16 protein-coding genes are annotated in these 24,179 nt (G+C 62.9%); all 16 read left to right on the top strand.

Annotated features, from left to right (window positions below; genetic code table 11):
- Window positions 1-34: 34 nt before the first annotated feature.
- The 16 genes from ACFSR7_RS11885 (at window position 35) to ACFSR7_RS11810 (ending at window position 24,127) form a co-directional block, all read left to right on the top strand.
- A complete protein-coding gene (locus ACFSR7_RS11885; protein ID WP_378161710.1) occupies window positions 35-1,834 on the top strand; it encodes a sensor histidine kinase in 1,800 nt (599 codons plus the stop codon).
- Window positions 1,831-3,489 carry a response regulator gene (locus ACFSR7_RS11880; RefSeq protein ID WP_378161708.1) on the top strand — a complete coding sequence of 553 codons (1,659 nt, stop codon included), beginning with the start codon at window positions 1,831-1,833 and terminating at the stop codon, window positions 3,487-3,489. Before ACFSR7_RS11885 ends, ACFSR7_RS11880 begins: the two co-directional genes overlap by 4 nt.
- A 155-nt stretch (window positions 3,490-3,644) precedes the next feature.
- Complete coding sequence (locus ACFSR7_RS11875; protein ID WP_378161706.1) at window positions 3,645-5,603, top strand: D-apionate lactonase family protein; 1,959 nt, start codon at window positions 3,645-3,647, stop codon at window positions 5,601-5,603.
- 7 nt (window positions 5,604-5,610) lie between these two features.
- On the top strand, window positions 5,611-6,897 hold the full coding sequence (locus ACFSR7_RS11870) for a ribulose-bisphosphate carboxylase large subunit family protein (protein WP_378161705.1): 1,287 nt from the start codon (window positions 5,611-5,613) through the stop codon (window positions 6,895-6,897).
- 4 nt (window positions 6,898-6,901) lie between these two features.
- The gene (locus tag ACFSR7_RS11865; RefSeq protein WP_378161703.1) at window positions 6,902-8,437 is read left to right on the top strand and encodes a four-carbon acid sugar kinase family protein; all 1,536 of its coding nucleotides are present in this window, start codon (window positions 6,902-6,904) and stop codon (window positions 8,435-8,437) included.
- Between the two features lie 92 nt (window positions 8,438-8,529).
- Window positions 8,530-9,396, top strand: coding sequence for a phosphogluconate dehydrogenase C-terminal domain-containing protein (locus ACFSR7_RS11860; protein WP_378161702.1), 867 nt, complete (start codon window positions 8,530-8,532; stop codon window positions 9,394-9,396).
- Between the two features lie 18 nt (window positions 9,397-9,414).
- The gene (locus tag ACFSR7_RS11855) at window positions 9,415-10,479 is read left to right on the top strand and encodes a Gfo/Idh/MocA family protein (protein WP_378161701.1); all 1,065 of its coding nucleotides are present in this window, start codon (window positions 9,415-9,417) and stop codon (window positions 10,477-10,479) included.
- A gap of 218 nt (window positions 10,480-10,697) precedes the next feature.
- Window positions 10,698-11,351, top strand: coding sequence for a GntR family transcriptional regulator (locus ACFSR7_RS11850; protein WP_378161699.1), 654 nt, complete (start codon window positions 10,698-10,700; stop codon window positions 11,349-11,351).
- A gap of 49 nt (window positions 11,352-11,400) precedes the next feature.
- Complete coding sequence (locus ACFSR7_RS11845) at window positions 11,401-12,729, top strand: glycoside hydrolase family 140 protein (protein ID WP_378161697.1); 1,329 nt, start codon at window positions 11,401-11,403, stop codon at window positions 12,727-12,729.
- Between the two features lie 14 nt (window positions 12,730-12,743).
- Window positions 12,744-13,001, top strand: coding sequence for a glycosyl hydrolase 2 galactose-binding domain-containing protein (locus tag ACFSR7_RS11840; protein ID WP_378161695.1), 258 nt, complete (start codon window positions 12,744-12,746; stop codon window positions 12,999-13,001).
- Between the two features lie 2 nt (window positions 13,002-13,003).
- Entirely contained in the window at window positions 13,004-13,861 is an 858-nt protein-coding gene (locus tag ACFSR7_RS11835; RefSeq protein ID WP_378161693.1) for a hypothetical protein, read from the top strand.
- A gap of 134 nt (window positions 13,862-13,995) precedes the next feature.
- A complete protein-coding gene (locus ACFSR7_RS11830) occupies window positions 13,996-15,342 on the top strand; it encodes an MATE family efflux transporter (RefSeq protein WP_378161691.1) in 1,347 nt (448 codons plus the stop codon).
- Between the two features lie 263 nt (window positions 15,343-15,605).
- Complete coding sequence (locus tag ACFSR7_RS11825; RefSeq protein ID WP_378161689.1) at window positions 15,606-19,970, top strand: galactose-binding domain-containing protein; 4,365 nt, start codon at window positions 15,606-15,608, stop codon at window positions 19,968-19,970.
- A 344-nt stretch (window positions 19,971-20,314) separates the two neighbouring features.
- Window positions 20,315-22,207: a beta-galactosidase gene (locus ACFSR7_RS11820; protein ID WP_378161688.1), complete on the top strand. Its 1,893-nt coding sequence runs from the start codon at window positions 20,315-20,317 to the stop codon at window positions 22,205-22,207.
- A 63-nt stretch (window positions 22,208-22,270) separates the two neighbouring features.
- A complete protein-coding gene (locus ACFSR7_RS11815) occupies window positions 22,271-23,182 on the top strand; it encodes an ABC transporter permease subunit (RefSeq protein ID WP_378161686.1) in 912 nt (303 codons plus the stop codon).
- Between the two features lie 27 nt (window positions 23,183-23,209).
- Entirely contained in the window at window positions 23,210-24,127 is a 918-nt protein-coding gene (locus tag ACFSR7_RS11810; protein WP_378161684.1) for a carbohydrate ABC transporter permease, read from the top strand.
- Window positions 24,128-24,179 lie beyond the last annotated feature (52 nt).

Raw genomic sequence — 24,179 nt, 5'->3', positions numbered from 1 at the left:
TAGGAGGCAACAACTTAGCCGAGGAGCGTCTTTCATGCCTAGAATGACGGAGTTCGTCCGATTGCGGTCGATTAACGCCAAGCTGATCCTCACCTTCCTGGTGGCGCTGGCCCCCATGTATCTGGTGAGCCTGCAGCTCAACCGCATGGGCTCGGACAGCGTCATGCAGCAGGTGAAGGACTCGATGAACTCCCGCGTCAACTATTATCTGACCTCGCTGCAGACGGCCGTCGACGGCATCACGAGACTGCAGCGCCAGTACGTCATCGACGAGGACATCCAGAAGCTCAGCAACATCGCGCCTTCCATGAGTTCGTTCGAGCGCGCGATGGCGCAGCGGCGGGTGCAGGACAAGATGATGCTGATGACGATCTCCAGTCCCTACGTGGCGGAGTCCCGGATTTATATTCCCATGATCGGCAAAACGATTCTGTCGGCGTCGGACGAAGGGGCGATGAGCGAGAGCGAAGTGGAAGACGCCAAGCGGACGGCGCTGGCGCAGCCGAAGCCGCTCGTGCAGATCGGAGACCGCCTGGTCGTTCAGTACGTCTCGCCGAATCCGCAGGTGTCGCAGGACAAGACTTCGTTTATTATGCAGATCGACATCTCGGCCAAGCATATCGTCGAGGAGCTGGAGCAACTGGCCAACGTGCAGGAGAGCGGAGCCGCCCTGATCAGCCGCTCGCAGAGCTGGACGGTGTCGACCATGGGCGAGGACGGTCTCGGCGACCGGGCGGTCGCGTTCGTCAATGCGCGGTACGACGCCGGCGAGCGGTCCGGCGAGGGCCGAATGTCGTACGCAGGACAGCGCTACCTCGTTGCCTACGCTTACTCGGAAGCGCTGAAGAGCTCGCTGCTGCTGACGCTGCCGGAGGACGAGGCCATCGGCCCGCTGAATCGCTATCGGGACTGGTTCTGGCTGCTGTCGGGTTTGTCGCTGCTGACGGTCATTCTGTTTTCCTCCTCGATCTACCGGGTCATCCACAAGCCGATTCGCAGCATGGTGTTCGCCTTCCGCAAGCTGGAGCGGGGCGATATGGGCACCCGCATTCACATGCGCAGGCAGGACGAGTTCCAGTATTTGTACACCCAATTCAATATTACGGTGGACAGGCTGAAGTCCCTGATCGAGGAAGTGTACGAGAGCCGGATTACGCTTCAGCGTTCGGAGCTCAAGCAGCTGCAGTCGCAGATCAATCCGCATTTTTTGTACAACACGTACTTCCTCGTACACCGCATGGCCAAGGCGATGAAGGTGGACGAAGTGATCCGCGCTACCGAGTATCTGGGGGTCTACTTCCAGCACATCACCAGGAACGCTTCGGAGTTCGTGCCGCTCGAGCAGGAGTATCGGCATATCGTCGCCTACATCGAGCTGCAGTCGCTGCGCTTCCATCATCGGATCAAGCCGAGCTTCGAGCCGCTGCCGGAAGCGCTGGCGGCCGTATCCGTCCCCCGTCTGCTGCTGCAGCCGATGGTGGAAAACGCTTATCAGCACGGACTTAAGGAGAAGCTGGAGGGCGGAATTCTGCGAATATCCGTCAGCGAACGCAGCGAACGCAGCGAAGCGCGGGAGGACCGCCATACGGAGAAAACGATAAGCTTCGTCGTCGAGGACAACGGCGACGAGTTGAGCGATGCAGCGCTGGACGCGCTTCGGAGCAGCCTGGCCGAGCGGCACAGCGATCAGGAGACGACGGGGCTGCTCAACGTTCATCTGCGGGTCCGGCTCCGCTACGGCAGTCATTATGGCATCATATTGTCCCGCAGCGCGCTCGGCGGTCTTCGCGTGGAGCTCTCGCTGCCGCTGGACGGGAAGAAGGAGGGCCTATGATTCGAATTCTGGTCGTCGATGACGAGCCGTATATCGTGGAGGGGCTGGTCGGCCTGATCGAGGAGGCGGAGTGGCCGGATCTGGAGGTGCGCAGCGCGCTGTCTTCGCGTCAAGCGCTGGAATGGCTTGGCCGGACGAAGGTGGATATCGTACTCTCCGACATCCATATGCCGGGCATGAACGGACTTGAGCTGCAAAAGCGGATCCTGCAGCTATGGCCGCGCTGCAAGGTTGTTTTTCTGACCGGACACAATGAGTTCGAATATGCCAAGGAGGCGCTTCGGAACGGCGCTGCCGGCTACATTCTGAAAACCGACGGGGACGAGGCGATCCTCGGTACGCTCAGGCAAACGATCGATAGCGTGCTGGAGCATTCCGCCCGCGAATCGTACCTGGCCGACGCGCAGCTCCAGATGCGCAGCGCGCTCCCGCTGCTGCAGAAGGAATACCTGCTCGAGCTGCTCCGAACGCCGGCCGCTTCGCCGCAGTCGCTGGCGGACCAGTTGGGCAAGCTGAAGGTGCCGCTGTCCGGGGAGGAACCGGTGCTGCTCGCGCAGGCGCGGGTCATGAACTGGAAGGAGGAGCTGAGCGCGGCAGACCGCACGCTCATGCTGTATGCGATCCGCAATATTGCCGACGAATATTGGCAGCCGGGCTCGGAGCTGATCTCGTTCAGCTACGATGCCGGACGGATCGTCTGGCTGCTCCAGATCCGTCAGGATGAAGCGGACGACAGCCCGGAGGGCCGCGAAGCCGCCTGGGAGCGGCTGAAGAGTTATGCGTTCGGGAATCTGGAGTCGATCCAAGCCTCCTGCCGTGAGCTGCTGCGCCTCTCCGTGTCCTTCGCGATGGCGGCCGGGCAGACCGCATGGGAGAAGCTGCCGGATCAGGCCGAATCGCTCGACCTGATGTTCCACCGCAGCTTCGGCATGGGAGACGAGCTGCTGCTGCGGGAGTCCGCTGGCGAAGAAAATGAGCTGCAAGCGGTCAAAGGGCCCGTCGTCCGCGCCTCCGTGAACAAGGTCGCTACGCTCGCCGCGCTGCTCGAGGGCGGGAAGCAGCGGGAGCTGGAGCGGGCGCTGCGGGATTATATGCTCGATGCGAGCCTGCTCGAAGGACCGGAGCCGGTCAGGATCACTGTCTATTACCAGCTTGTGGCCATGTTCATGAACGACATGCTGCGCAGCGAACTGTACCCGGTGCTCGGCGGCCGGCTCGATCTCTCGCGGTTGACCCGGTACGATGCGCATGCTTCGTGGGAGGAGCGCCTGGCGTACCTGACGTCCCTCATCGATATGATTTTCGAGGTTCGGCTCTCCGGACAGCAGCGCCAGAACGACGAGCTGGTGTCCAAGCTCAAACAATATATCGACACCCATATTTCAGGGGACATCTCCCTGACCAGGCTCGGAGAGGTAGCGGCGTTCAACGCCAGCTATTTATCGAGAATATTCAAACAGTATTCCGGCATCAATTTGACGGAATATATCATGCAGGCGCGCATCAACGAAGCCAAGCGCCTGCTCCGGGAGACCGGCTTGCAGGTGCAGGAGATCACGAAGGCGGTCGGCTTCGAGTCGGCGGCTTACTTCATTCGGCTCTTCAAGAAAGAGACGAACCTGACGCCTCAGCAATACCGGGAAATGAATATCTGAAGACGATCGGTCGCGCAGCGGCTCCGGCCTTCCGCCATCGCCCGCGGGGAAACGGTCGAACGCGGAAGGCGGCCGTGGACGGAAGACGGCCCATCGACTGTAATCTAACTAAGATCTAAGATAGATTCGAACTTGAAGCCAAGAGGTGACGCGCTGTGAAGCCTTCCGCTTTTTTACAAATGGGTCCTTTGCAAGCGGTGTTCGAAGAAGGCGGCTTGCGCGCGATCGCGTACGGCGGCACGGAGATCGTTCGCGGCTTGTACGCGGCCGTGAGAGACCGGAATTGGGGCACGGTCGCGCCCCGCATAACGGACGTTCGGTCCACGAAGTCGGCGGACGAATGGACGCTCCGCTTCGTCAGCCGCCATACGCACGGCGAGATCGACTTCGAGTGGACCGGCGTCGTCGCGTTGCGTCCGGACCGGCTTCGCTTCGATTTCGACGGCGTCGCCCATACAACGTTTTTGAAAAACCGGATCGGCTTCTGCGTCCTGCATCCGATGTCGTTCGCCGGCTTGCCGGCGGCGATCCGGACGAAGGAGGGTATCGTGAACGGCGCCTTTCCGAGCGCGATTGCGCCGCATCAGCCGTACAAGGCGATGCAGGGCATCGCGTACGAGCCGGCGCCGGGCTTGCGCGTGAGCATGGCCTTCGACGGGGATTCGTTCGAGATGGAGGACCAGCGGAACTGGACGGATGCCTCTTACAAAACGTATTGCACGCCGCTCGATCTCCCCTTCCCGGTCCGGCTGGAAGCGGGTCAGCGCTTGACGCAATCGGTCCTGATCCGGATTGCCGGGGACGCGGCCGCCGATGGCGGCAACCTTGAACGGGCGACCGGTTGGCGCGCCGACGCGGCGGAATCGCTGCGGCAGGAACGGCCGGCCGATGGCGCCGATTCGGGCGCAGGCGCAGCGCCGGGCACGACCGTCAGGATCGAGGTCGATCAGGCGGTCGTCTGCCCGCTGCCCGCGATCGGGCTGGCGCTGTCTGAGGACGAGCCGGCTGCGCATGCCGCCGAATGGCTGGATCGGCTGCGGCCGGCTCATCTGCACGTCTCGCTCGACCTGGGCGAGGACGGTTGGCGCTCGCGGCTGGAAGCGGCTGCGGCCGCCGCTGCCGGGTACGGCTGCGGCCTGGCGCTGGAGCTGCTGCTGGATGCGACGAGGGAGCGTTTGCCGGCGCTCGTCCGGCTGATCGCGGGTTCGGGGGGCGGGCGGACGCTGCCGGTCATACGGGTACTGCCTTATGCGGCCGGCGCGTTCGTTTCGGACGCGGACACGCTGCGCGAGGTGCGGGAGGCGCTGCTGGCTGTCGGACTGACGCCGCCCGTCGGCGGCGGTACGCGGGCTTATTATGCGGAATTCAACCGCGCGGCCCTGCCGCTGGCGGAGCTGGAGCTGGCGGCTTATACGATCAACCCGCAGGTTCACGCCTTCGACGATCGCTCCTTGATGGAGACGCCGGCCGCTCAGCGCGCGACGGCCATGGACGCCGCGGCGAAGTCAGGCAAGCCGCTCTACGTCGGGCCGATCACCTTCAAGCCGCGCCTCAATCCGAATGCGACGAGCGGCGGCGGCGCGGTCCCGCTCGCCGACCGGACGGACGCCAGGCAGCACGCGCCGTTTGGCGCGGCCTGGACGCTCGGCAGCGTCTCGGCGCTATGCGTGCCGGCGGTGCGCGGACTGACTTATTTCGAGACGGCCGGGCCGCTGGGCCTTGTATGCGGCGGCAAGCCGAGTTCGCTTTACTTCGTCATGCGCGATCTTATGGAAACGCCCGGCGCCGGCGTGCTGTCCGTCGGCCGCTCGTCCGAAGACGTCGCCGTTCTGGCGCTCCGCACGGGCGAAGGGTGCATGCGGATGCTGCTGGCCAACACGACGCCGGCGCCGCGTGCCGTGGAGATCGACGCGGGAGGCGCGTATGGGTGCCGGACCGTAACCTCGTACGACGACTTCGACCGGCGCGAACGTCCGGCGGCGACCGTCGAAGCGATGCCGGTACGTCCCGCTGATGCGAGCGACCGCGCGATTCGCAGCATATTGGCGCCTTATGCGTGCCTGCGCCTGGATTTTGAGAAAGACTTCGATACCGATACAAAGGAAGGAAGGTGAATCGCGGGTGCAGCAAACCTTTGTCCGCGCAACCTATTTAATAGAGACGCCGCATGATCCGCATCGCGCCGCCGCCGTTATGGCGGGAGAGCAATCGACCGGCACCTTCGTCGCCGTACCCGGCGAGACGGACGAGGTGAAGGCGCGCAGCGCCGCCCGGATCGTCTCCGTTCGCCTGCTGGAGACCGTTCGCGAGCCGTCATTGCCCGGCGCAGCCGTGCCGCCCGGCCATAACGGAGATTACTACCGCTGCGAAGTGATTCTCGATTTCCCTTACGTGAACTTCGGTCCGTCCATCCCTAATCTGATGGCGACGGTAGCCGGCAACCTGTACGAGCTGCAGGAATTTTCGGGCATTCGCCTCGTCGATCTGACCTTGCCCGACGCCTTCGCGGACGCGTATCCGGGCCCCAAGTTCGGGATGGCCGGAACGCGCAGGCTGGCCGGGGTCTACGACGGCCCGATCATCGGGACGATCGTGAAGCCGAGCGTCGGACTGACGATCGAGGAGCTCGGCGCGACCGTGCGCGGGCTCGCCGAAGCGGGACTCGACTTCATCAAGGACGACGAGCTGAACGCCAGTCCGCTGTTCGCGCCGTTCGACCGCAAGGTGAAGGCCGTCATGGAGGAGATCGAGCGCGTCGCGGACCGGACGGGACGCAAGACGATGTACGCCTTCAACATCACCGGGGACATCGACGAGCTGCGGCGCAACCACGATCTCGTGCTGCAGGCGGGCGGCACCTGCGTCATGGTCAGCATCCAGAGCATCGGGCTCGCCGGATTGGCTTATCTGAACCGTTACAGCGAACTGCCGATTCACGGCCACCGCAACCAATGGGGCATGATGACGCGGCATCCGATGCTCGGCATGGCCTTTCCCGCCTATCAGAAGCTGTGCCGTCTCGCGGGGGCCGACCATCTGCACGTCAACGCGCTGAACAGCAAGTTTTACGAGAGCAACGCGTCGGTCATCCGCTCGGTCGAGGCCATCCGCGAGCCGTTGCTGGGCGGCTACGAGGCGGTGCCGGTGCTGTCGTCCGGGCAATCGGCGGCCACGGCCGAAGAGACCTATCGGGCGCTGGGCACCTGCGACCTGCTGAACGTGGCCGGCGGCGGCATCATGGCCCATCCGGACGGACCGGCGGCCGGCGTGCGCAGCATGAAGCAGGCCTGGGAAGCCGCCAGGCAGGGCATCGGCGCCGCGGACTACGCGGTGTCGCATTCCGAGCTGCGGCGGGCGCTCGCGCAATTCGGCGGACGGCAGGCTTTGCCGTCCAAGGAAGAGGGCTGAGGCGATGAAGGAACTGAGGCTTGAGCTGGAGCAGCGATTGGGACGCGATGCGGAGCAGGAACGAGATCAGGAACGAGATCAGGAACGAGATCAAGAACGAGATCCGAAACGAGATTCGGAACAAAAAGGGGAACGCGCACAGGTACGGCAGCAGGAACAGAAACGGGAAAAGGAATCAGGCATGCTGCTGTCGTTTTACGGCGACGACTTTACGGGCTCTACGGACGTGATGGAGGCGCTGGCGCTGAACGGGGTGCGGACGGTGCTCTTCCTGGAGCCGCCGACGCCGGAGGTGCTGGCCGAGCAGTTCCCGGACGTCCGGGCGTTCGGCGTGGCGGGCGTGAGCCGGGCGATGAGCCCGGACGAAATGCAGCGGGAGCTGGAGCCGATTTTCGAACGGCTCCGGGCGATCCCGACCCCGATCGTGCATTACAAAATATGCTCTACCTTCGATTCGTCGCCGGAGGTCGGCAGCATCGGGCGCGCGATCGAGCTCGCGGCAGCGATTGACCCGGAGCAGCGCTGCGTGCCGCTGCTCGTCGGCGTTCCCGAGCTTAAGCGTTATACCGTCTTCGGCCATCATTTTGCCGCAGTCGGGGAGCGGACGCACCGGCTCGACCGGCATCCGACGATGTCCCGTCATCCGGTCACCCCGATGGACGAAGCCGACCTGCGCGTCCATCTGTCCCGGCAGACGGACAAGACGATCGGCCTGATGGACATTCTCGATCTGGCCGGAGACGGCGAGGCCGTTCGGCGCCGGCTGGCGGCCCGCATGGCGGACGGCCCCGACGTGCTCCTGTACGACGTCCTCGACGGAGAACGGCTGAAGCGGGCCGGCGAGCTCATCTGGGAAGCGGCCGCGCAGGGAGAGAACCGGGTCGTCGTCGGTTCCTCGGGCATCGAATACGCGCTGACCGCGCACTGGCGCGAGATCGGATCGGCCGTCCCCGACGCGGCGATGCTGCAGCCCCGCGGCGCCGTCGACCGCCTGCTGGTCGTCTCGGGGAGCTGCTCGCCGACGACGGAATCGCAGATTCGGCATGCGATCGCCGCGGGCTTCGCCGCCGTGCCGATTCAGGCCGACAAGCTCGTCGATCCGGCGACTGCTGAGCAGGAGCGGCGCAGACTGACCGAGCAGGCGAACGCGCTCTTGCGCGAGGGCCGGAGCCCGCTGCTGTACACGGCCCTTGGCGCCGAGGATCGGGCCATCGGCGCGACGAGGGAGAAGCTGGCCGGGACCGGCCGCGCGGCTGCCGATACCGGCCAGCTGATCGGCGAGCAGCTGGGACGGTTGACCCGCGAAGTCGTCGCGGACAACCGGCTGACGCGCTTCCTCGTGGCGGGCGGCGATACGTCCGGCTTCGTGACGCGGGAGCTCGGCATTTACGCGCTCGAGTGCTTGATGCCGCTCGCGCCGGGCGGGCCGCTGTGCCGGGGCTACGCCAAGGACGCCCGCTTCGACGGCGTCGAGCTGGCGCTCAAGGGCGGCCAAGTGGGCCGGGAAGATTATTTTGTGCGCGTGCTTCAAGGCAGATAAGCAGCGGGGTAATGCGCCGGCAAGTCGTTGCCGGTCCTTGAAGACGGCCGGCAGCAATCCCTTATCCTAATAAATCCTAAGGAGTGAGTCTGATGACAACGACAATCGCGTTAATCGGAGCGGGCGGCAAGATGGGAAGCCGGATTACGGACAACTTGAAGGATGTATCCGCCTATGACATGCGTTATGCGGAGATCAGCGAACGGGGGCTCGAAAATCTGGGCGGACGCGGGTTGTCCGCCACGCCGCAAGCCGAAGCCGTACCGGCGGCGGACGCGGTCATCCTGGCCGTCCCGGATGTCGCCATCCGGCAAGTGGCCGCCGTCGTCGTGCCGCTGATGAAAGCCGGCGCCATGCTGATCGTGCTCGACCCTGCGGCGGCGTACATGGGACATTTGCCGGAGCGGAGCGACGTAACCTATTATGTCGCGCACCCTTGTCATCCGCCGGTATTCAACGACGAGACGGAGCCGGCCGCGCGCAAGGATTACTTCGGCGGCGTCCATGCCAAGCAGGCGGTCGTCTGCGCGTTGATGCAGGGGCCCGAGGCGCACTATGCGCTCGGCGAAGGAATCGTTCGGGACATGTATGCGCCCGTCATGCGTACGCATCGCGTCACGGTGGAACAGATGGCGATGCTCGAACCGACGATGGCGGAGACGATCGGCGCCGCTGCCGCGATGTTTCTGCGGCAGGCGATGGACGAGGCGGTCCGGCGCGGCGTGCCGCAGGAGGCGGCGCGGGACTTCATGCTGGGACATATACAGATCGAGCTGGCGATCGCCTTCGGCGAGGCGGGCAATCCTTTCTCCGACGCTTGCCAGGTCGCGATGGAATACGGACGCCGCTATTGGCTCAAGGATGGGTGGGAGCGCTTGTTCGATCCGGAGCAAGTCCGCGATCAGATCGACGTGATGCTTCATCCGGACAAGCTGGGCGCGATCGTCGAGCAGGACTAACGGGAGGCGGCGAAGGCGATGTGGAAGGTTGGATTGATCGGAACCGGTTATTGGTCCGTGAATCATCTGAATGCGTGGCGGCGGATTCCCGGCGCGGAGATAGCGGCGCTTTGCAACAGAAGCCCCGGGAAATTGGAACGACGGGGGGCGGAGTTCGGCATTCCGCACGCGTCGCTCTATACGAGCCTGGACGATTTTTTTGCCCGCGACGACGTGAACGTCGTGGATATCGTCACGGGCCCGGAGACGCATCTGGAGCTGGTCACCCGCGCCGCGCGGGCAGGCAAGCACATCATGTGCCAGAAGCCGTTCGCGTCGTCGCCGGAGGAGGCCGAGGAGATGGTGCGGATCGCGGAAGCGTGCGGCGTGCGGCTGATGGTGACCGAGAACTGGCGGTGGCTGGAGCCGAACCAGATCATCAAGCGGGTGCTCGAGAAGGGAACGATCGGCCGGGTTCAGGTCGGCCGGTACATTCATACGGATTACTACACGTCGCGGATGGCGCCGGGCATCCCGCTGCCGCAGCCGTTTTTCCGCGAGATGCCCCGGCTGCTGTTTTACGAGATGGGCGCGCATTGGTTCGACACGCTGCGTTTCTTCTTCGGCGACCCGCAGCGGCTATACGCGGAGACGCTGCGGGTGAGCCCGCATATCGCGGGCGAGGACAGCGGTATCGTGACGCTTGGCTACGATGACGCGTATGTCGTCATGGACATGAGCTGGGCGACCCGGCGGGAGCTGGACGGACCGCCTGCGGAGCAAGTGCGGGCCGAGCATCGGGAGCAGATCGTCATCGAAGGCGAGCGGGGGACGGTAAAGCTGTATATGGACGGCAAAATCACCTTGATCGACGGGCAAGGCGCGGAGACGGTCGTGGCCGAGCGGACGGAGCTGGATCATGCGGAGAGCCATTTCAGGCTGCAATCGCATTTCATCGAATGTCTGAACGACGGCCGGCCCTTCCAGACGAGCGGCGAAGACAACGTGCGGACGCTGAATCTCATCTTCGCGGTCTACCGAAGCGCGGAGCGGCATGAAGTCGTTCGCGATCCGGCCACTCGGTCACCGATAGGGGAGGCATAGAGGAAAAGCGTGCCGCTATCGCACCTCGGGGCCGCGGCTTGGGTAGGCATAGAGGAAAAGCGTGCCGCTATCGCACCTCAGGGCCGCGACTTGGGTTGGCATAGCGGCAAAGCGTGCTGCAATCGCGCCTCTAGGCCGAGCCTGGACGGGGACTGAATCCGACCCGAATGTTAAAATAGGGTTGCAATAAGATCACGCACAAGGGCGGTTGATTTTCAGTGACCGAATCACACGTTCAGAAACCCGCAGAACTGATGAAGGAACGCGCCTACAGGAAAATCCACGAGGCGATTTTAAACGAGACGTTTCATCCGGGCGCTTTTTTGTCGGAGCGCCGATTGATCGAATTTTTGGGCATGAGCAAGACGCCGATCAAGTCGGCGTTGGACCGGCTGGAATCCGAAGGCTTCGTTCAGGTATCGCCCAAGCAGGGCATCCTCGTCAAGGATCTGGCGATCGACAAAGTCCGCGACATCTTTGAACTGCGCATGGTGCTCGAGCTTCACATCTGCGGCCAGCTGGCAGGTCGCCTCAAGCCGCACGAGGCCGACCTGCTCGAGCATAATCTCGCAAGGCAGAAACAAACCGCCGACGAAGAGGACGAGCCTGGCTTCACGAGATCGGACTCCGAATTCCATCTGCTCCTGAGCCGATTTTCCGGCAATGCCGAGATTCACGCGGTGATGACGATGTATCAGGCGCATCTGTACCGGTTCGCGCTCCGGATTATCCGCCGGGTGCCGAACCGGATGCAGGCCGCGTATCGGGATCATCTGGACATCTTCCGGGCGCTGGCTGACGGAGACGAAGAGAAGTGCCGACGGCTGATCCGGGAGCATCTGGCGTTCGGCAAGGGCGTATTGACGAATTAATCGAATGCCGCGCGGAAGCTGCGGCGCGTCAAGGAGGAGGAGACGAGGGATGAGCAAGGCGATGCAAGCGCTCCATGTCGGAGACAATGGACGGATATTGACCACGGCGGACGGGAAGCCCTTCTTCTGGCTCGGGGATACGGCATGGGAGCTGTTCCACAAGCTGAACCTGGAGGAAGCGGAGCTATACTTGCGGACCAGGGCGGCGCAGTCGTTTAATGTGGTGCAAGCCGTCGCGCTGGCGGAATTCGAAGGCGTCACGACGAACAATGCATACGGTCGCAAGCCGTTGACCGTCCTGAGCGACGGATCGGTCGATCCGTTGCGGCCGGATACGGACGGCGAATACTCCTATTGGGATCACGTCGACGCGATCGTCCGCATGGCCGCGGAGCTGGGCATCTATATCGCGCTGCTGCCGACCTGGGGCGACAAATTCAATCAACTGTGGGGCAAGGGGCCGGAGATTTTTACGCCGGACAACGCTTATGCGTACGGCCGCTGGCTGGGAGAACGGTACAAAAACGAGCCGAACGTCATTTGGGTGCTCGGCGGCGACCGGCCGCTTCAGACGCGGCAGCACTTCGAGATCACGAATCGGCTGGCAAGCGGCTTGGCTGACGGCGACGAGGGGCGTCATCTGCGTACCTTCCATCCGAACGGCGGCATCTCGTCCTCGCTGCACGTGCACGACGAGCCTTGGCTGGACTTTAACATGATCCAGTCGTCGCATGACGTCGGGGAACGCACCAACTATAAGCTCGTGCAAGCCGACTACGCCAAGCTTCCCGCGAAGCCGACGTTCGATGCGGAGCCCTGCTACGAGGACATTCCGCGCGGGTTCAACGCCGACAACGGCTATTTTGACGAAGCCGACGTGCGCAAGGCCGCTTATTACGCCGTATTCGCCGGCGGATTCGGCCACACGTACGGGCATCACTCCGTCTGGTCGATGTGCGGCGGCGCATACAGCTCCGTCGAGTTCGACGAGCCCGGCGTTTTTTTCATCATGAGCTGGCAGGAGGCGCTGCACCGTCCGGGAGCCGCGCAGATGAAGCACTTGCGCGCGCTGATGGAATCCCGGGATCTTGCCTCGCGCGTGCCGAATCAGGAGCTGATCGCGCACAATTACACGGGCTCTAACTATATGACGGCCACGAGCGGGCCCGGTTACGGCCTGATCTACTGTCCGAACGGTCTGCCCGTCCAAGCGGCGCTAACGCGCATACCGGGCGATCGCGTAGTGGCATCCTGGCACTGTCCGCGCACCGGCCAATCGTCGCTCATCGGCGAGTTCGAGCCGGAAGAGATCCGCGCCTTCACGCCTCCGTCCCGCGGGAGAGGCAACGACTGGATCTTATGTCTGGATTATCGCTGATCGGAGGCGCCGGCATGTTCAAAACTTACGCGATAGATTGGCAGGTCGGCTGGAGCGATACCGCGGACGGCGCGCCGGAACGCCTGGTGCCCGCCACGGTGCCGGGCGCGGTCCAGCTGGACTGGGCCAAGGCCGAAGGTTGGGACGATCACGATTACGGCGACAACTGGCGGCAGTACGAGTGGATGGAGGACAAATACTGGACGTACCGCGCCCGCTTGGACGTGCCGGCGCTGTCCGGCTGCTGGAGCTCGCCAAATCGGCGAATATGAATATGCTGCGCGTATGGGGCGGCGGCATCGTCAACAAGGCATCCTTCTTCGAGCAATGCGACGAGTTGGGCCTCATGGTCTGGCAGGAGTTCCCGCTGGCCTGCAATTCGTATCCCGACTCCCCATCCTATCTGAAAGTGCTGGATCAGGAGTCGCGCTCCATCATCGGGCGCTTGCGCAAGCATGCCTGCGTCGTCCTCTGGTGCGGCGGCAACGAGCTGTTCAACGCCTGGTCGGGAATGACCGATCAATCGTATCCGCTCAGGCTGCTGAACGCGAACTGCTATGAGCTGGACCCGTCCACGCCGTTCATCATGACCTCGCCGCTCGAGGGCATGGGCCACGGGCATTACGTGTTCCGATACGAGACGGGGGAAGACGTGTTCCAGGCGATGTTCCGCTCGCAAAATACGGCCTATACGGAATTCGGCGTGCCCTCGCCTTCGCCGGTCGAGCAGTTGAGACGCTTCATCCCTCCGGAAGACCTTTATCCGCCGAAGCCGGGCACGGCATGGGAGAGCCATCATGCGTTCAACGCGCTGGCCGAAAACATGTGGCTGATGTCGGATCAGCTGGAATACTACTTCGGTCCGCACGAGACGCTGGAGCAGCTCGTCGAGCAGGGCCAGCTGCTCCAGGCGGAAGGCTACAAGTGCATCTACGAGGAATCGAGACGCCAGAAGCCCAAGTGCGCGATGGCGCTCAACTGGTGCTACAACGAGCCGTGGCCGACCGCCGCCAACAACAGCATCGTCTGCTGGCCGGCCGAACCCAAGCCTGCTTACTATACGATTCCTGACGCTGGAGCTCGTCGTAGCCGATCGACCGGATTGGGGATCGTCCTACACGGTGCTGCTTAAAAGCGATCGTCCGAAGGCAGCGGCGCGCTTAACGTTGAACGTTTAAACGAAGACAAGCGCCGTTTAATCCATTGACTTCCGCCATAGCCTCAGGCAGACTATATGAACATCTGACAAAAGAGGTTCATATCGACATGACATTTCTTCGCAATTGGCAACAAATCATGATGCTCGCGCTGCCGTCTTTGTTCGCGTTCGCGACGCAGACGGTCACCGGCACCGTGAACCTGATCATGGTCGGGCATCTGGGCATCGTCGTCATTGCCGTCGTCGGCGTTTCCAATATTATTATGTATAACGTGTTCGCGCTGTTCTCGGGCATCGGGCACACGGTCAATTACCTCGTCGCGCAAAATTACGGGGCGGGGGAGATGCGCAAGGGGATCGACCGGACGTATTTGGCGTTGACCGCGAGCGTCGGCATCGGCGCGCTGATCGTGCTGGCCGGCTGGCTGGCGAGCGAGGGCGTGCTCACGTTAACAGGCGGATCGGAGAACGTGGTGCGGACGGGCGCCGACTACCTCGAGCTGCGATTTTACGCGATGGCGTTCGGCATCGTCAGCTTCGTGTTCCACGGTTTTTTCCGCGGCGTCGGGAATACGCGCATCTCGATGATCGTGGCGATCGTCTCCAATTTGATCATGATCGGCCTGACCTACGGCTTCGTCAACGGCGCGCTGGGTTTGCCCGAGCTCGGGGTCAAGGGAGCCGGCTGGGCCATCCTCATCGGGGAAGCGATCCAGCTCGCGCTATGCCTGCTCGTCTTCTACGGACCGATGCACCGCAAGTTCGGCACGCGCGCGATCCCGAAGCCGGATTGGAAGGAGCTGCGGCTCGTCGCCCAGGAGAGCGGCAAGCTCGGACTGATGGAATTTTCGATGAGCGTATCGATGTACATTTTCACGATGTTCGTCGCCCGGCTTGGAGACGCGGCGCTCGCGGCGAACGAGGTGGCGCTGAACGTCATGTCGTTCGGCTTCATGCCGGCGTTCGCCTTCGGATCGACGGCGACGATCCTGGTCGGCCAGGAGATCGGACGCGGCCAGCCGCTGCTCGCGCGCAAGGCCGGCACGGATACGGCGGTGTTGGGCAGCTTGTTCATTTTGCTGCTCGGCACGGCGGAGCTGATCTGGGCGGTCCCGATCGCGCGGATGTTCAGCGACGACCCGCTCGTATACGACATCGCCGCGAGACTCATTCAAGTGTCGGCCTTCTTGCAGATCTTCGATGCGCTTTACAACTTCTACGCCGGAGGGCTGCGCGGGATCGGGGATACGACGTTCCTGATGCGCGCGTCCCTTGCGCTCAGCTTCCTGCTGTTCGTGCCGCTCACGTACTTGCTCGTCCGGGTGGCGGACTGGGGCAGCGTGGGGGCATGGCTCGCGCTGTATACGTTTCTGACCGTGCTCGGCACGACCGTGGCCATACGCTATTATCGGACGGACTGGCATGCGGTTCGGCTCAAAGAAGCGCATGGCTGAGCAGAACGGCTTTTTTGGCCCTATCGTCAGGGACCGCGTCCGCGCGGTCTCTTTTTGTCGCGGAGAGAGCAGGCGAATAGCGAAGACAGCAGTAGATTTCAGGCGGGCAAGCATGCTAGTTTAGGCCTTGTTCTTCGATTTATCGGCAGGAAGGAGGGCGTGCGGACTTCGGTCGGACGAGAAGCAGATGAAGACGTCCGTTTTTGAAAGCGAATTCAATGAAACCGCGAATGTAAACCGTACAGAGGGAAGGGTGCGATCAATTGAGAAAATTCGGGCTTCGGCTGTTCACGCTTGCGATATGCGCGGCGGCAGCCTTGTGGGCATGGCCGCGGGAAACGCATGCAACGACGACGGCGATCACGCAGTTCGTACTGAAGGACGAGATGGGCATATACGATTTTCCGGAGGAGCTCGTCAGCTACGACGTTGCATTCCCCGCAGGCTCCGCAACGGCAAGTCATCTGAAGCTGACCGATGCGGCGGGCGCGGCGATCGAGTACCAGCTGTCGAACGTCGCGCAGTCCGGCGGCTATCTGACGAGCGCGACCGTGAGCTTCCGGACCGGCCTTGCCAAGCTGGCGACCAAGACGTATGCCCTCGTTCAGGATACGGACTATACGCCTTCCTTTACCGACCATGTAACTTTGACGGACAACGGGGACCATACGGCGACGCTGTCGGCCAATTTCCAGCAGATCAAGGTGCCTTACGGAAGCGTGGATTATAGCGCGGTCGCCCTGTCCGGCCTGAACGCGCCGATCATCGCCTATGGCCGCGAGGCGGGCACGCTGATCGGAGCAGGATCCTTCGTCGCGCCTGCCGCGGCGACGGCGAGCCGCGTGACGGGCGAGGTCCTGGAGGACGGGCCGCTGTATTTAAAATATAGAGTGAGCTATTCACTCACCGGCGGCAAGTCTTATGCGGTCGTCCTGACCGTCCGGCACAATGAAAAGTATGTCGCCTACGACGAGTCCCTCTCCGGATTGACGGAAGCGGACGGCGTCTCCTTCAAGCTGTCCTACAAGAACGGCGTCGATCCGAACGGGCGCATCTCGTTCAGCAACGGCGGCTACGGCGGGACGAACTGGGGCAGCAACGACGGCTATGCGGCCGCGTACGGCTACGGCGTCGATGCGGCGGGCAAGCTGCCGGTCAATCTCGGCCTGTATTCGCCGAACACGGGGCATACGCCGCGTTCGATCAGCCTGTGGAAGGACGACGGGGACAACGGCCTTATCTTCAGCGAATACAGATTGGCGGATTGGAAGACCTCTGTCAGGTACAGTTGGGACGCTGCCGACAAGCCGGAGAATCTGTACTTCTACGACTACGGCGGCGACAAGTACATGCTGACCAAGCTGGTCGGGACCGAGCGCCATTGGGCGTTCGGCGTGCTGCCGCGCAGCGAGATGGTCGTCGCGGGCATCAGCGCGAACGACGCCAAAGCCGCCACGGTGCCGGCGCCGCGCATGTATACGCTGTACAGCGACTTCAAGGCGCACGGCCAGGCGATCGACTTCACGGCGTTAAGCGGAGCCGACCAGTTCGGCTCGGCGCCCGACGCGAAGCTGTTTGCCAAGCTCTCCGACTTCAGCCTAGACCGGTACAAGGATCTGACGCTCGATTGGAACGAGGCACTGACGCCTTACGAGACCGGGGGCACCGCCTATACGTACGCCCAGTTCTGGACCGCCAACCGCAACAACTTCCGCGGCGCCGCGCTCGTTCATCCGTTCAAATACTGGGATTATTTCAACGCGGGCTTCTTGAACTACGAATATGCCAATCAATGGCTCATCGATTATGCCAACAGCCGCTCGGGCTGGACGGAGGCGCAGCGCAAGCAGGTGCGCGCGATTCTGGCCTTCATGCTCGGGGAGATGACCGGCGACAACGGCTTGCCGCAGCACAGCATGATGGGCGGCCATCCGAACTTCATCATGTCGTTCAAGAAGGCGATTCCGATCGGCGCCTACGTGTTCAAGGATCATCCGGACGCGAAGCAGTGGCGGGACGACTTCATGTCGTTCTGGGAGGAATGGCTGTCGGTGTACACGCGGCAGGCGAATACGGCGCTGAACGCCGCCGGCGGACGCTGGCTGGAGAATGTCGGCAACTACTGGCCGGCCTCTCTCGTCCGGGCGAACGTCGCGGCCGTCGCCATGCAGAAGTACGACGGCACGCTGATCTATGACAATCCGGTCGTCACTTCGTTAATGGATTGGACGATCGACACGATCGCTGACGTCGGCCTGCCGAACCGGGGCGTCATCCCGATGGGGGCGCACACCTACGGCGTCGGATCGATCTACGAGAGCGGCGAGCGGATGCAGGGCTTCTACGATACGGCCGTCCTGATGAGCGGGCAAGGGCTGATCGAAGGCAAATATTTGCTGTACCGGATTACGAAAGGCAAAGAGGGCGTCGCGCCTCCCGTTCACGCGTCCAAGCTATATAACGATTACGGACCTGTGCTCTGGTACGACTTCGGCGGCCCGAACGAGGCGTTCGTGACGCTGCAGACGCTGTACGGCTCGGGCTACCGTTGGGGCGTCGCCAGCAACGGACAGCTGTACTATTCGGCGGGCGGCAAAAATTGGAGCTGGAATACGCCGGAATCCAACGGCGACGCGCTCGACATCGCGCAGCTGTCGGTGTTCGACAGCGGCGGCGCCCGGACGCTGTCCGCGCACGCGGTCGACGGCGTCCTGTACGACTTCGACTTCGCCCAGTACTACAAGGCCGCCGCGATGAACAACAATTACAACAACTATTTGTCCCGCAGCGTCATGATGGTCAAAAACAAATATTTGGCCGTATACGACGACATGAACAACACGACGCAGAACGGCACCTTCTATTGGAACAACAACAGTTCGCGCGCGGCGAAAATGGATTATTACAACGATACGACGTTCACGAATCTGTACTATACGACGATCAGCGGCGCCCGGTTCGAGGTCGATATGGCGGGCGACAAGGACAGCGACACGCTCCCTCCGGGAATCGGAAGCAGCTACTCGATCCGCTGGACGTCCAAGCTCAAGGCGCCGGCTTCCGGCACGTTCCAGTTCTACAACAGCACCGTGGGCGCCGCGAATCAACTGAAGATTTGGGTCGGCGGCACGCTGGTCTACAATTCGGTCGGCAACGTCAAGACGAACGTCGCGCTGACCGCCGGCGCCGAATACGACTTCAAAGCCGAATACGTCCACAACAGCGGCGCCCCCTTCGCGGGCAAAACAAACTATACGAACGGAACGAACACCTATGAGCTCGGCGCGAATCTGGAGCTGATCCATTACTTCGACGCGCCGGCGATTCAGACGGTCAAGGACGGTCCGGGCGACGAGCTGCATATCGTCGAGCCGCGCACCGCTTCCGCCTACACGATCACGAGCAAGACCTACGGCGCCAAGCTGGGCAACGAATATGTCATCGATACGGATACGACGGCGAATACGACCGACGGCTCGATTGTTATTAACGGCAAGGTCGCATACGCGAATGCCGGGGAGTTGGCGCTGTTCGACGGGACCAAGGTCGGCTACGGCGACTTTGTCCTTGAGCGGTCGGGCGGCAGCTTCGGCGTCAGCGCGAAGCTGGCAAGCAGCTATCTGATCGAGGGCCGGTATGCGGGCACGAGCGGCGGCACGGTGAAGGTGACGCTGCCGGCCGGGTTCGCGACGGCGAAGCTGAAGGTGACGGCGAACGGCGTCGTCGTCCCGGCCGCGCTCTCGGGGCGGACGGTCACGTTCGCGGTAGCCGTCGCCCAGAGCGACGGGACGAAACGCTATACGATCTCGTCCGGCACCGAGCTGGCGCAGGGCAAGACAATCTTGGCGAGCGGCTCCGCGGCGGGACACGGCGCGGCGCTGGCCAACAACGGGAATACGGCCGATTATTGGGAAGGGTCCGCGGCAGCTTCGACGCTGACGGTCGACCTGGGCGCGTCTTACGCGGTCGACGCCGCGGTATTGAAGCTGCCGGCGGGCTGGGCGGCTCGGACGCAGACGCTGACCGTGCAGGGCAGCGCGGACAATACGACCTTCGCCGATCTGGCGGCATCGGCCGCCTATTCGTTCGACCCGACGACGGGCAATGCCGTTGCCGTGACGCTGAGCGGGGCCGCGACCCGTTACGTAAAGCTCGTCTTCACCGGCAACAGCGCGACGGCAGGCAAGGGGCAGATCGCGGAGCTGCAGGTGTGGTCGCACGCGGCGGGTACGGAGCTCGCGGCGGGCAAGACGACCGCGGCGAGCGGCAGCGCGAGCGGGCACGACGCGACGCTGGCGAACAACGGCAATGCGGCGGATTACTGGGAGTCTGCGGCCAATCCGGCGACGCTGACCGTCGATCTCGGCGCGGCGGCGAATGTGGGCGCGGTCGCGATGAAGCTGCCGGCAGGCTGGTCGGCGCGAACGCAGACGCTGTCCATCCAAGGGAGCGCGGACAATACGACCTACGCCGATCTGGCGGCGTCGGCCGTCTACGCCTTCGATCCTGCCCAATCCAACACCGTGACTGTCTGCTTCGCCACGGCGAACGTCCGCTACGTGCGGCTGCAGTTCACGTCGAACAGCGCATCTCCGCATGCGCAGATGGGCGAGCTTCAGATTTATTAAATCCGCGCTGCCGCCCGCAGCGGACGAAAGGCTTCACACATACACCATCGCTTGTCGGCGGACAAGCCTTGCCTGATCGCTGATCGGGACGATGCGGCGCCCAGCGCCGCACGTCCCGTTTTTTTCTGCGTTCTCCTGGGACTGCTGCTTTGACCGCGAAGTGTCGAAGGCAGCAGGAAGGTGTCGAATCGAGCAGTACCCTACGGGGACGGCGTTGTGCTAGATTGGCTTAGCAAAGGTGCGGCGGGCGGCGATTGGCGGTCCTCGGATCCCGCATCGCGGGAAACGGGAGGGGCCGGACGCCCGTCCCCCGACGCAGGTTGAGGCAGAGGAGAGCGGTATGGATGACACAGGGCCAACCAAAGGGACGAACCGCCGGGTTGACGGGCGGCGTCTCCTATTACCCCGACCATTGGCCGAAAGAGGAATGGGAGCGGGATATGCGGCTGATCAAGGAGAGCGGCCTCGACTTAATTCGGTTCGGGGAATTTTCCTGGAGCTGGATCGAGCCCCGGGAGGGCGAATTCCGGTTCGACGCGTACGACGAATTCATGGCTTTGGCTCACCGGCTCGGACTGGAGGTGCTGCTGTGCACCCCGACGGCGGCTCCGCCGGAATGGCTGCTGCACCGCTATCCCCATGTCCGGCAGCTCGACCAGCACGGGCGCCCGCACCGCGGCGGCCGGCACATGATCTCCTACAACGATCCGGACGCGAGAAGGCTCGCCGAGCGGATCGTCGACCGGCTGGTCGATCGGTACAAGCAACATCCGGCGCTGGCGGGCTGGCAGATCGACAATGAGCCGACGTCCGGCGAATCGCACGGCAAGGACCGGATCTACGATTATCATCCGGCTACGATCTCGCTCTTTCGCGAGTTCGTACGCTCGCGCTATGACAGCCTGGAGCGGCTGAACGCGCTGTGGGCGAACGCCTTCTGGAGCCGGAGCTATTCGGACTGGGAGGAGCTGGAGCCGCCACGCGAGGCGGGCGGCAATCCGAGTCTGTGGCTCGCGTGGATGCAATTCAGGGATCACAACGTGACGGAGGGCATCCGCCGGCAGCTAGCGCTCATCCGCAGGCAGGACCCGGAAGCGATCGTCGGGACGAACATTCCCGAGGTCGGAACGCCGCAGAGCGTCTGGCTCGCGCAGGACTATTGGGCGCAGGCCAAGGGACTGCAATATATTGGAGCGGATTTATACATTTACGTAGGGAATCGCGAACAAGAAAAGCATACGATGGCTTTTTCCTGCGACCTGCTGCGCTCCGCCGCCGAATCGGCGGGGGCGGAATTCTGGATCAGCGAGACGCAGGCCGGGCCGCACCGACTGCCTTGGCGGATCGACTTCGTCGGCGGGCTGTGGGAGCCGGATTTCCTGCTGGACAGCGCCGCGGCCTATGCCGCGCGCGGCGCGAAGCGGATCCTGTTCTTCCTCTGGCGTCCGCTGACCGGCGGCCAGGAATTCGGCCTGAACGGGCTGGTCCGCTTCGACGGCAGCCCGATCGCGCTCACCGGCGCGCTGCCGGAGATCGTCGCGGAGGCGCGCCGGGTCGCAGCCGATGATTCGCTGTGGGAACGCCCCGTGCTGTACCTGCATTATTCGCGCGACAGTCTGCTGCTTACGTCCGCCTACGATCCCGACGAGACGATGCGTGACGCGCTGCTCGGCTGGCATCGCCTGGCCGAGGACCTGGGCTACCGCGTTCGCTTCGCAAGCGACGAGGATCTGGCCCGGGAGGATTGGGAGCCGGGCAGCCTCCTGGCGCTCCCGTATTCGCTCTCGATCGGCGAGGCGACCGCGGCCGCGCTCCATCGGGCGCACGAGCGGGGCGTACGCCTGATCGGCTCGCTGGCGACCGGGTACTTCAGCGAATACGGGACGATCCAGCCGTTCGCGCCGGGCTACGGTCTGGCCGACCTGTTCGGCGTACGCGCGACCGGCTTCGATCTGCTGGACGGGCGCAGCGGGATGATCGACGGCGAGCAGGGGCGAGGAAGCGCCGGCTATCTGTACGCCGAAGTCGAACTGACGGGCGCGACGGCGATTCGCCGCGATCTGAGCGGCCGTCCCCTGCTGACGGCGAACGGCCGTCATCTGTACGCCGCGTTCGATCTCGGCGGCTACTACGAGCGGCGGCCCGAGGCCAGAGAGCGGCTGCGAAGCTGGTGGCGGGAAGCGATCGGCGAAGACAGCGGGAATCACGGCGGAAATGACAGCCCATTGGCGGAATGAACAGTAGCATTTGCCCCGCGGACATCTGTACGATGGGGGTGCAAAGGGAAGGAGCGCTTTACGGTGGGCTTTGTGCGAGACTTGCGTCAAAACAGATTCGTATACTTGCTGATGCTGCCCGGATTTTTATTTCTGATCGTGTTCGCCTACGTGCCGATGGCCGGCCATCTGATCGCTTTCAAAAAGCTGAGCATGGCCAAGGGCCTGTGGAACAGCCCGTGGGTCGGGTTCGACAACTTCAAGTTTTTCTTTATGGGACAAGATTGGATCAAAGTGACGTTAAACACGATTTTTTTGAACATGCTGTTCATCTGCTTTTCGCTCGCCATCTCGCTGTTCATCGCGATCTTCCTGAACGAGATTCGCGGCGCTGCGCTGCGGAGAACGGCGCAGTCGATGATCTTCCTCCCCTATTTCGTCTCGTGGATGATCGTCAGCATGATGCTCTACTCGCTGCTCAATACGAGCGACGGCTTGTTGAACGGGCTGCTCAAGGGCTGGGGCATGTCCCCCGTCAGCTGGTACAGCAAGCCGGACGTCTGGCCGATCGTGCTGACGCTGACCTACGTATGGAAAACCGTAGGCTACACGTCAGTCATCCTCATGTCCACGCTGAGCGGCCTGTCGCCGGAGTATTACGAGAGCGCGCGCATGGACGGCGCGAGCCGCGCCCAGCAGATCCGCTATATTACGGTGCCGCTGTTGAGGCCCGTGCTGCTCGTGCTGCTGCTGCTCGCCGTCGGCCGCATCTTCTACGGGGACTTCGGGATGATCTACGCGATCGTCGGCGACAACGCCGCGCTGTTCGCGACGACCGACGTCATCGACACCTATTCGTTCCGGGCGCTGCGGACGATCGGCAACTTCGGCATGGCCTCCAGCGTCGTGCTGTACCAATCGGTGCTCGGCCTGGCGACGATTCTGATCTTCAACGGCATCGCCCGCAAATACGACAAGGACGCTTCGCTGTTCTGAAGCGTCCGACAAGATGGAGGTACCGCTATGCCAGCTATGCCGATTAGAACGCCGCGAGGCTCCATCCGAAACGGCAGCGGGCGGGATCGCGCGTTCGCCGCGCTGATGTACGCCGTCGTCATCGTTTTCGCGATCGTCTGCCTGCTGCCGTTCTGGCTGATCGTCGTCAATTCGTTCAACAGCGAGAAAAGCATCCTGCTGCACGGCTTTCAGCTTTTTCCGCGCGACTACACACTGTACGCATACCGCTTCCTGTTCGCGGGCAGCCAGGTATTCCGAAGCTACGGCATCTCCCTGCTCGTCACCGGGCTCGGCTCGATCGCCGCGCTGACCGTCAGCGCGATGTTCGCTTACGGCCTTGCCCACCGCAAGGTCCGCTACCGGAACGTGTTCGGCTTTCTGACTTACTTCACGATGCTGTTCGGCGCGGGCATCGTCGGGTTCTACATTTTAATCGCGAATTGGCTTCATCTGAAAGACACGATATGGGCGATGATCCTGCCGTATTTGCTGAATCCGTTTTTCGTCTTCGTACTCGTATCCTACTTCCGCACGCTGCCTTACGAATTGAACGAGTCGGCCACCGTCGACGGCGCCAACGATTTGCGCATCTTTTTTAGGATCGTATGCCCGATCTCGATGCCGGCGCTCGCCACCGTCGGGTTGTTCTACGCGGTGCAGTACTGGAACGACTTTTACCTCGCCCTGCTGTTCGTGGACGACTACAAGCTCCAGCCGCTGCAGTTCATGATCCGCCAGCTGATGTCCAACATCGACGCCCAGCGTTATCTCGGCGCGATGAACGGCGGCGCGCGGGTCGCGGTGCCGACGAACGGCGTCCAGCTCGCCACGGCTTGCGTGACGATCGGGCCGATCGTGCTGTGTTATCCTTTCCTGCAAAAGTACTATGTGCGGGGCATGACGATCGGCGCGGTCAAGGGCTGACCTACAAAGCCAGGCTACATCCGGTTCGCCGGTTAGCAAAATAGATCAGGGA

Origin of the sequence: Cohnella sp. GCM10020058, assembly GCF_042683485.1 — a bacterium.
Classification (GTDB): domain Bacteria; phylum Bacillota; class Bacilli; order Paenibacillales; family Paenibacillaceae; genus Cohnella.
This window is presented reverse-complemented; position numbering and strand designations above follow the sequence as displayed.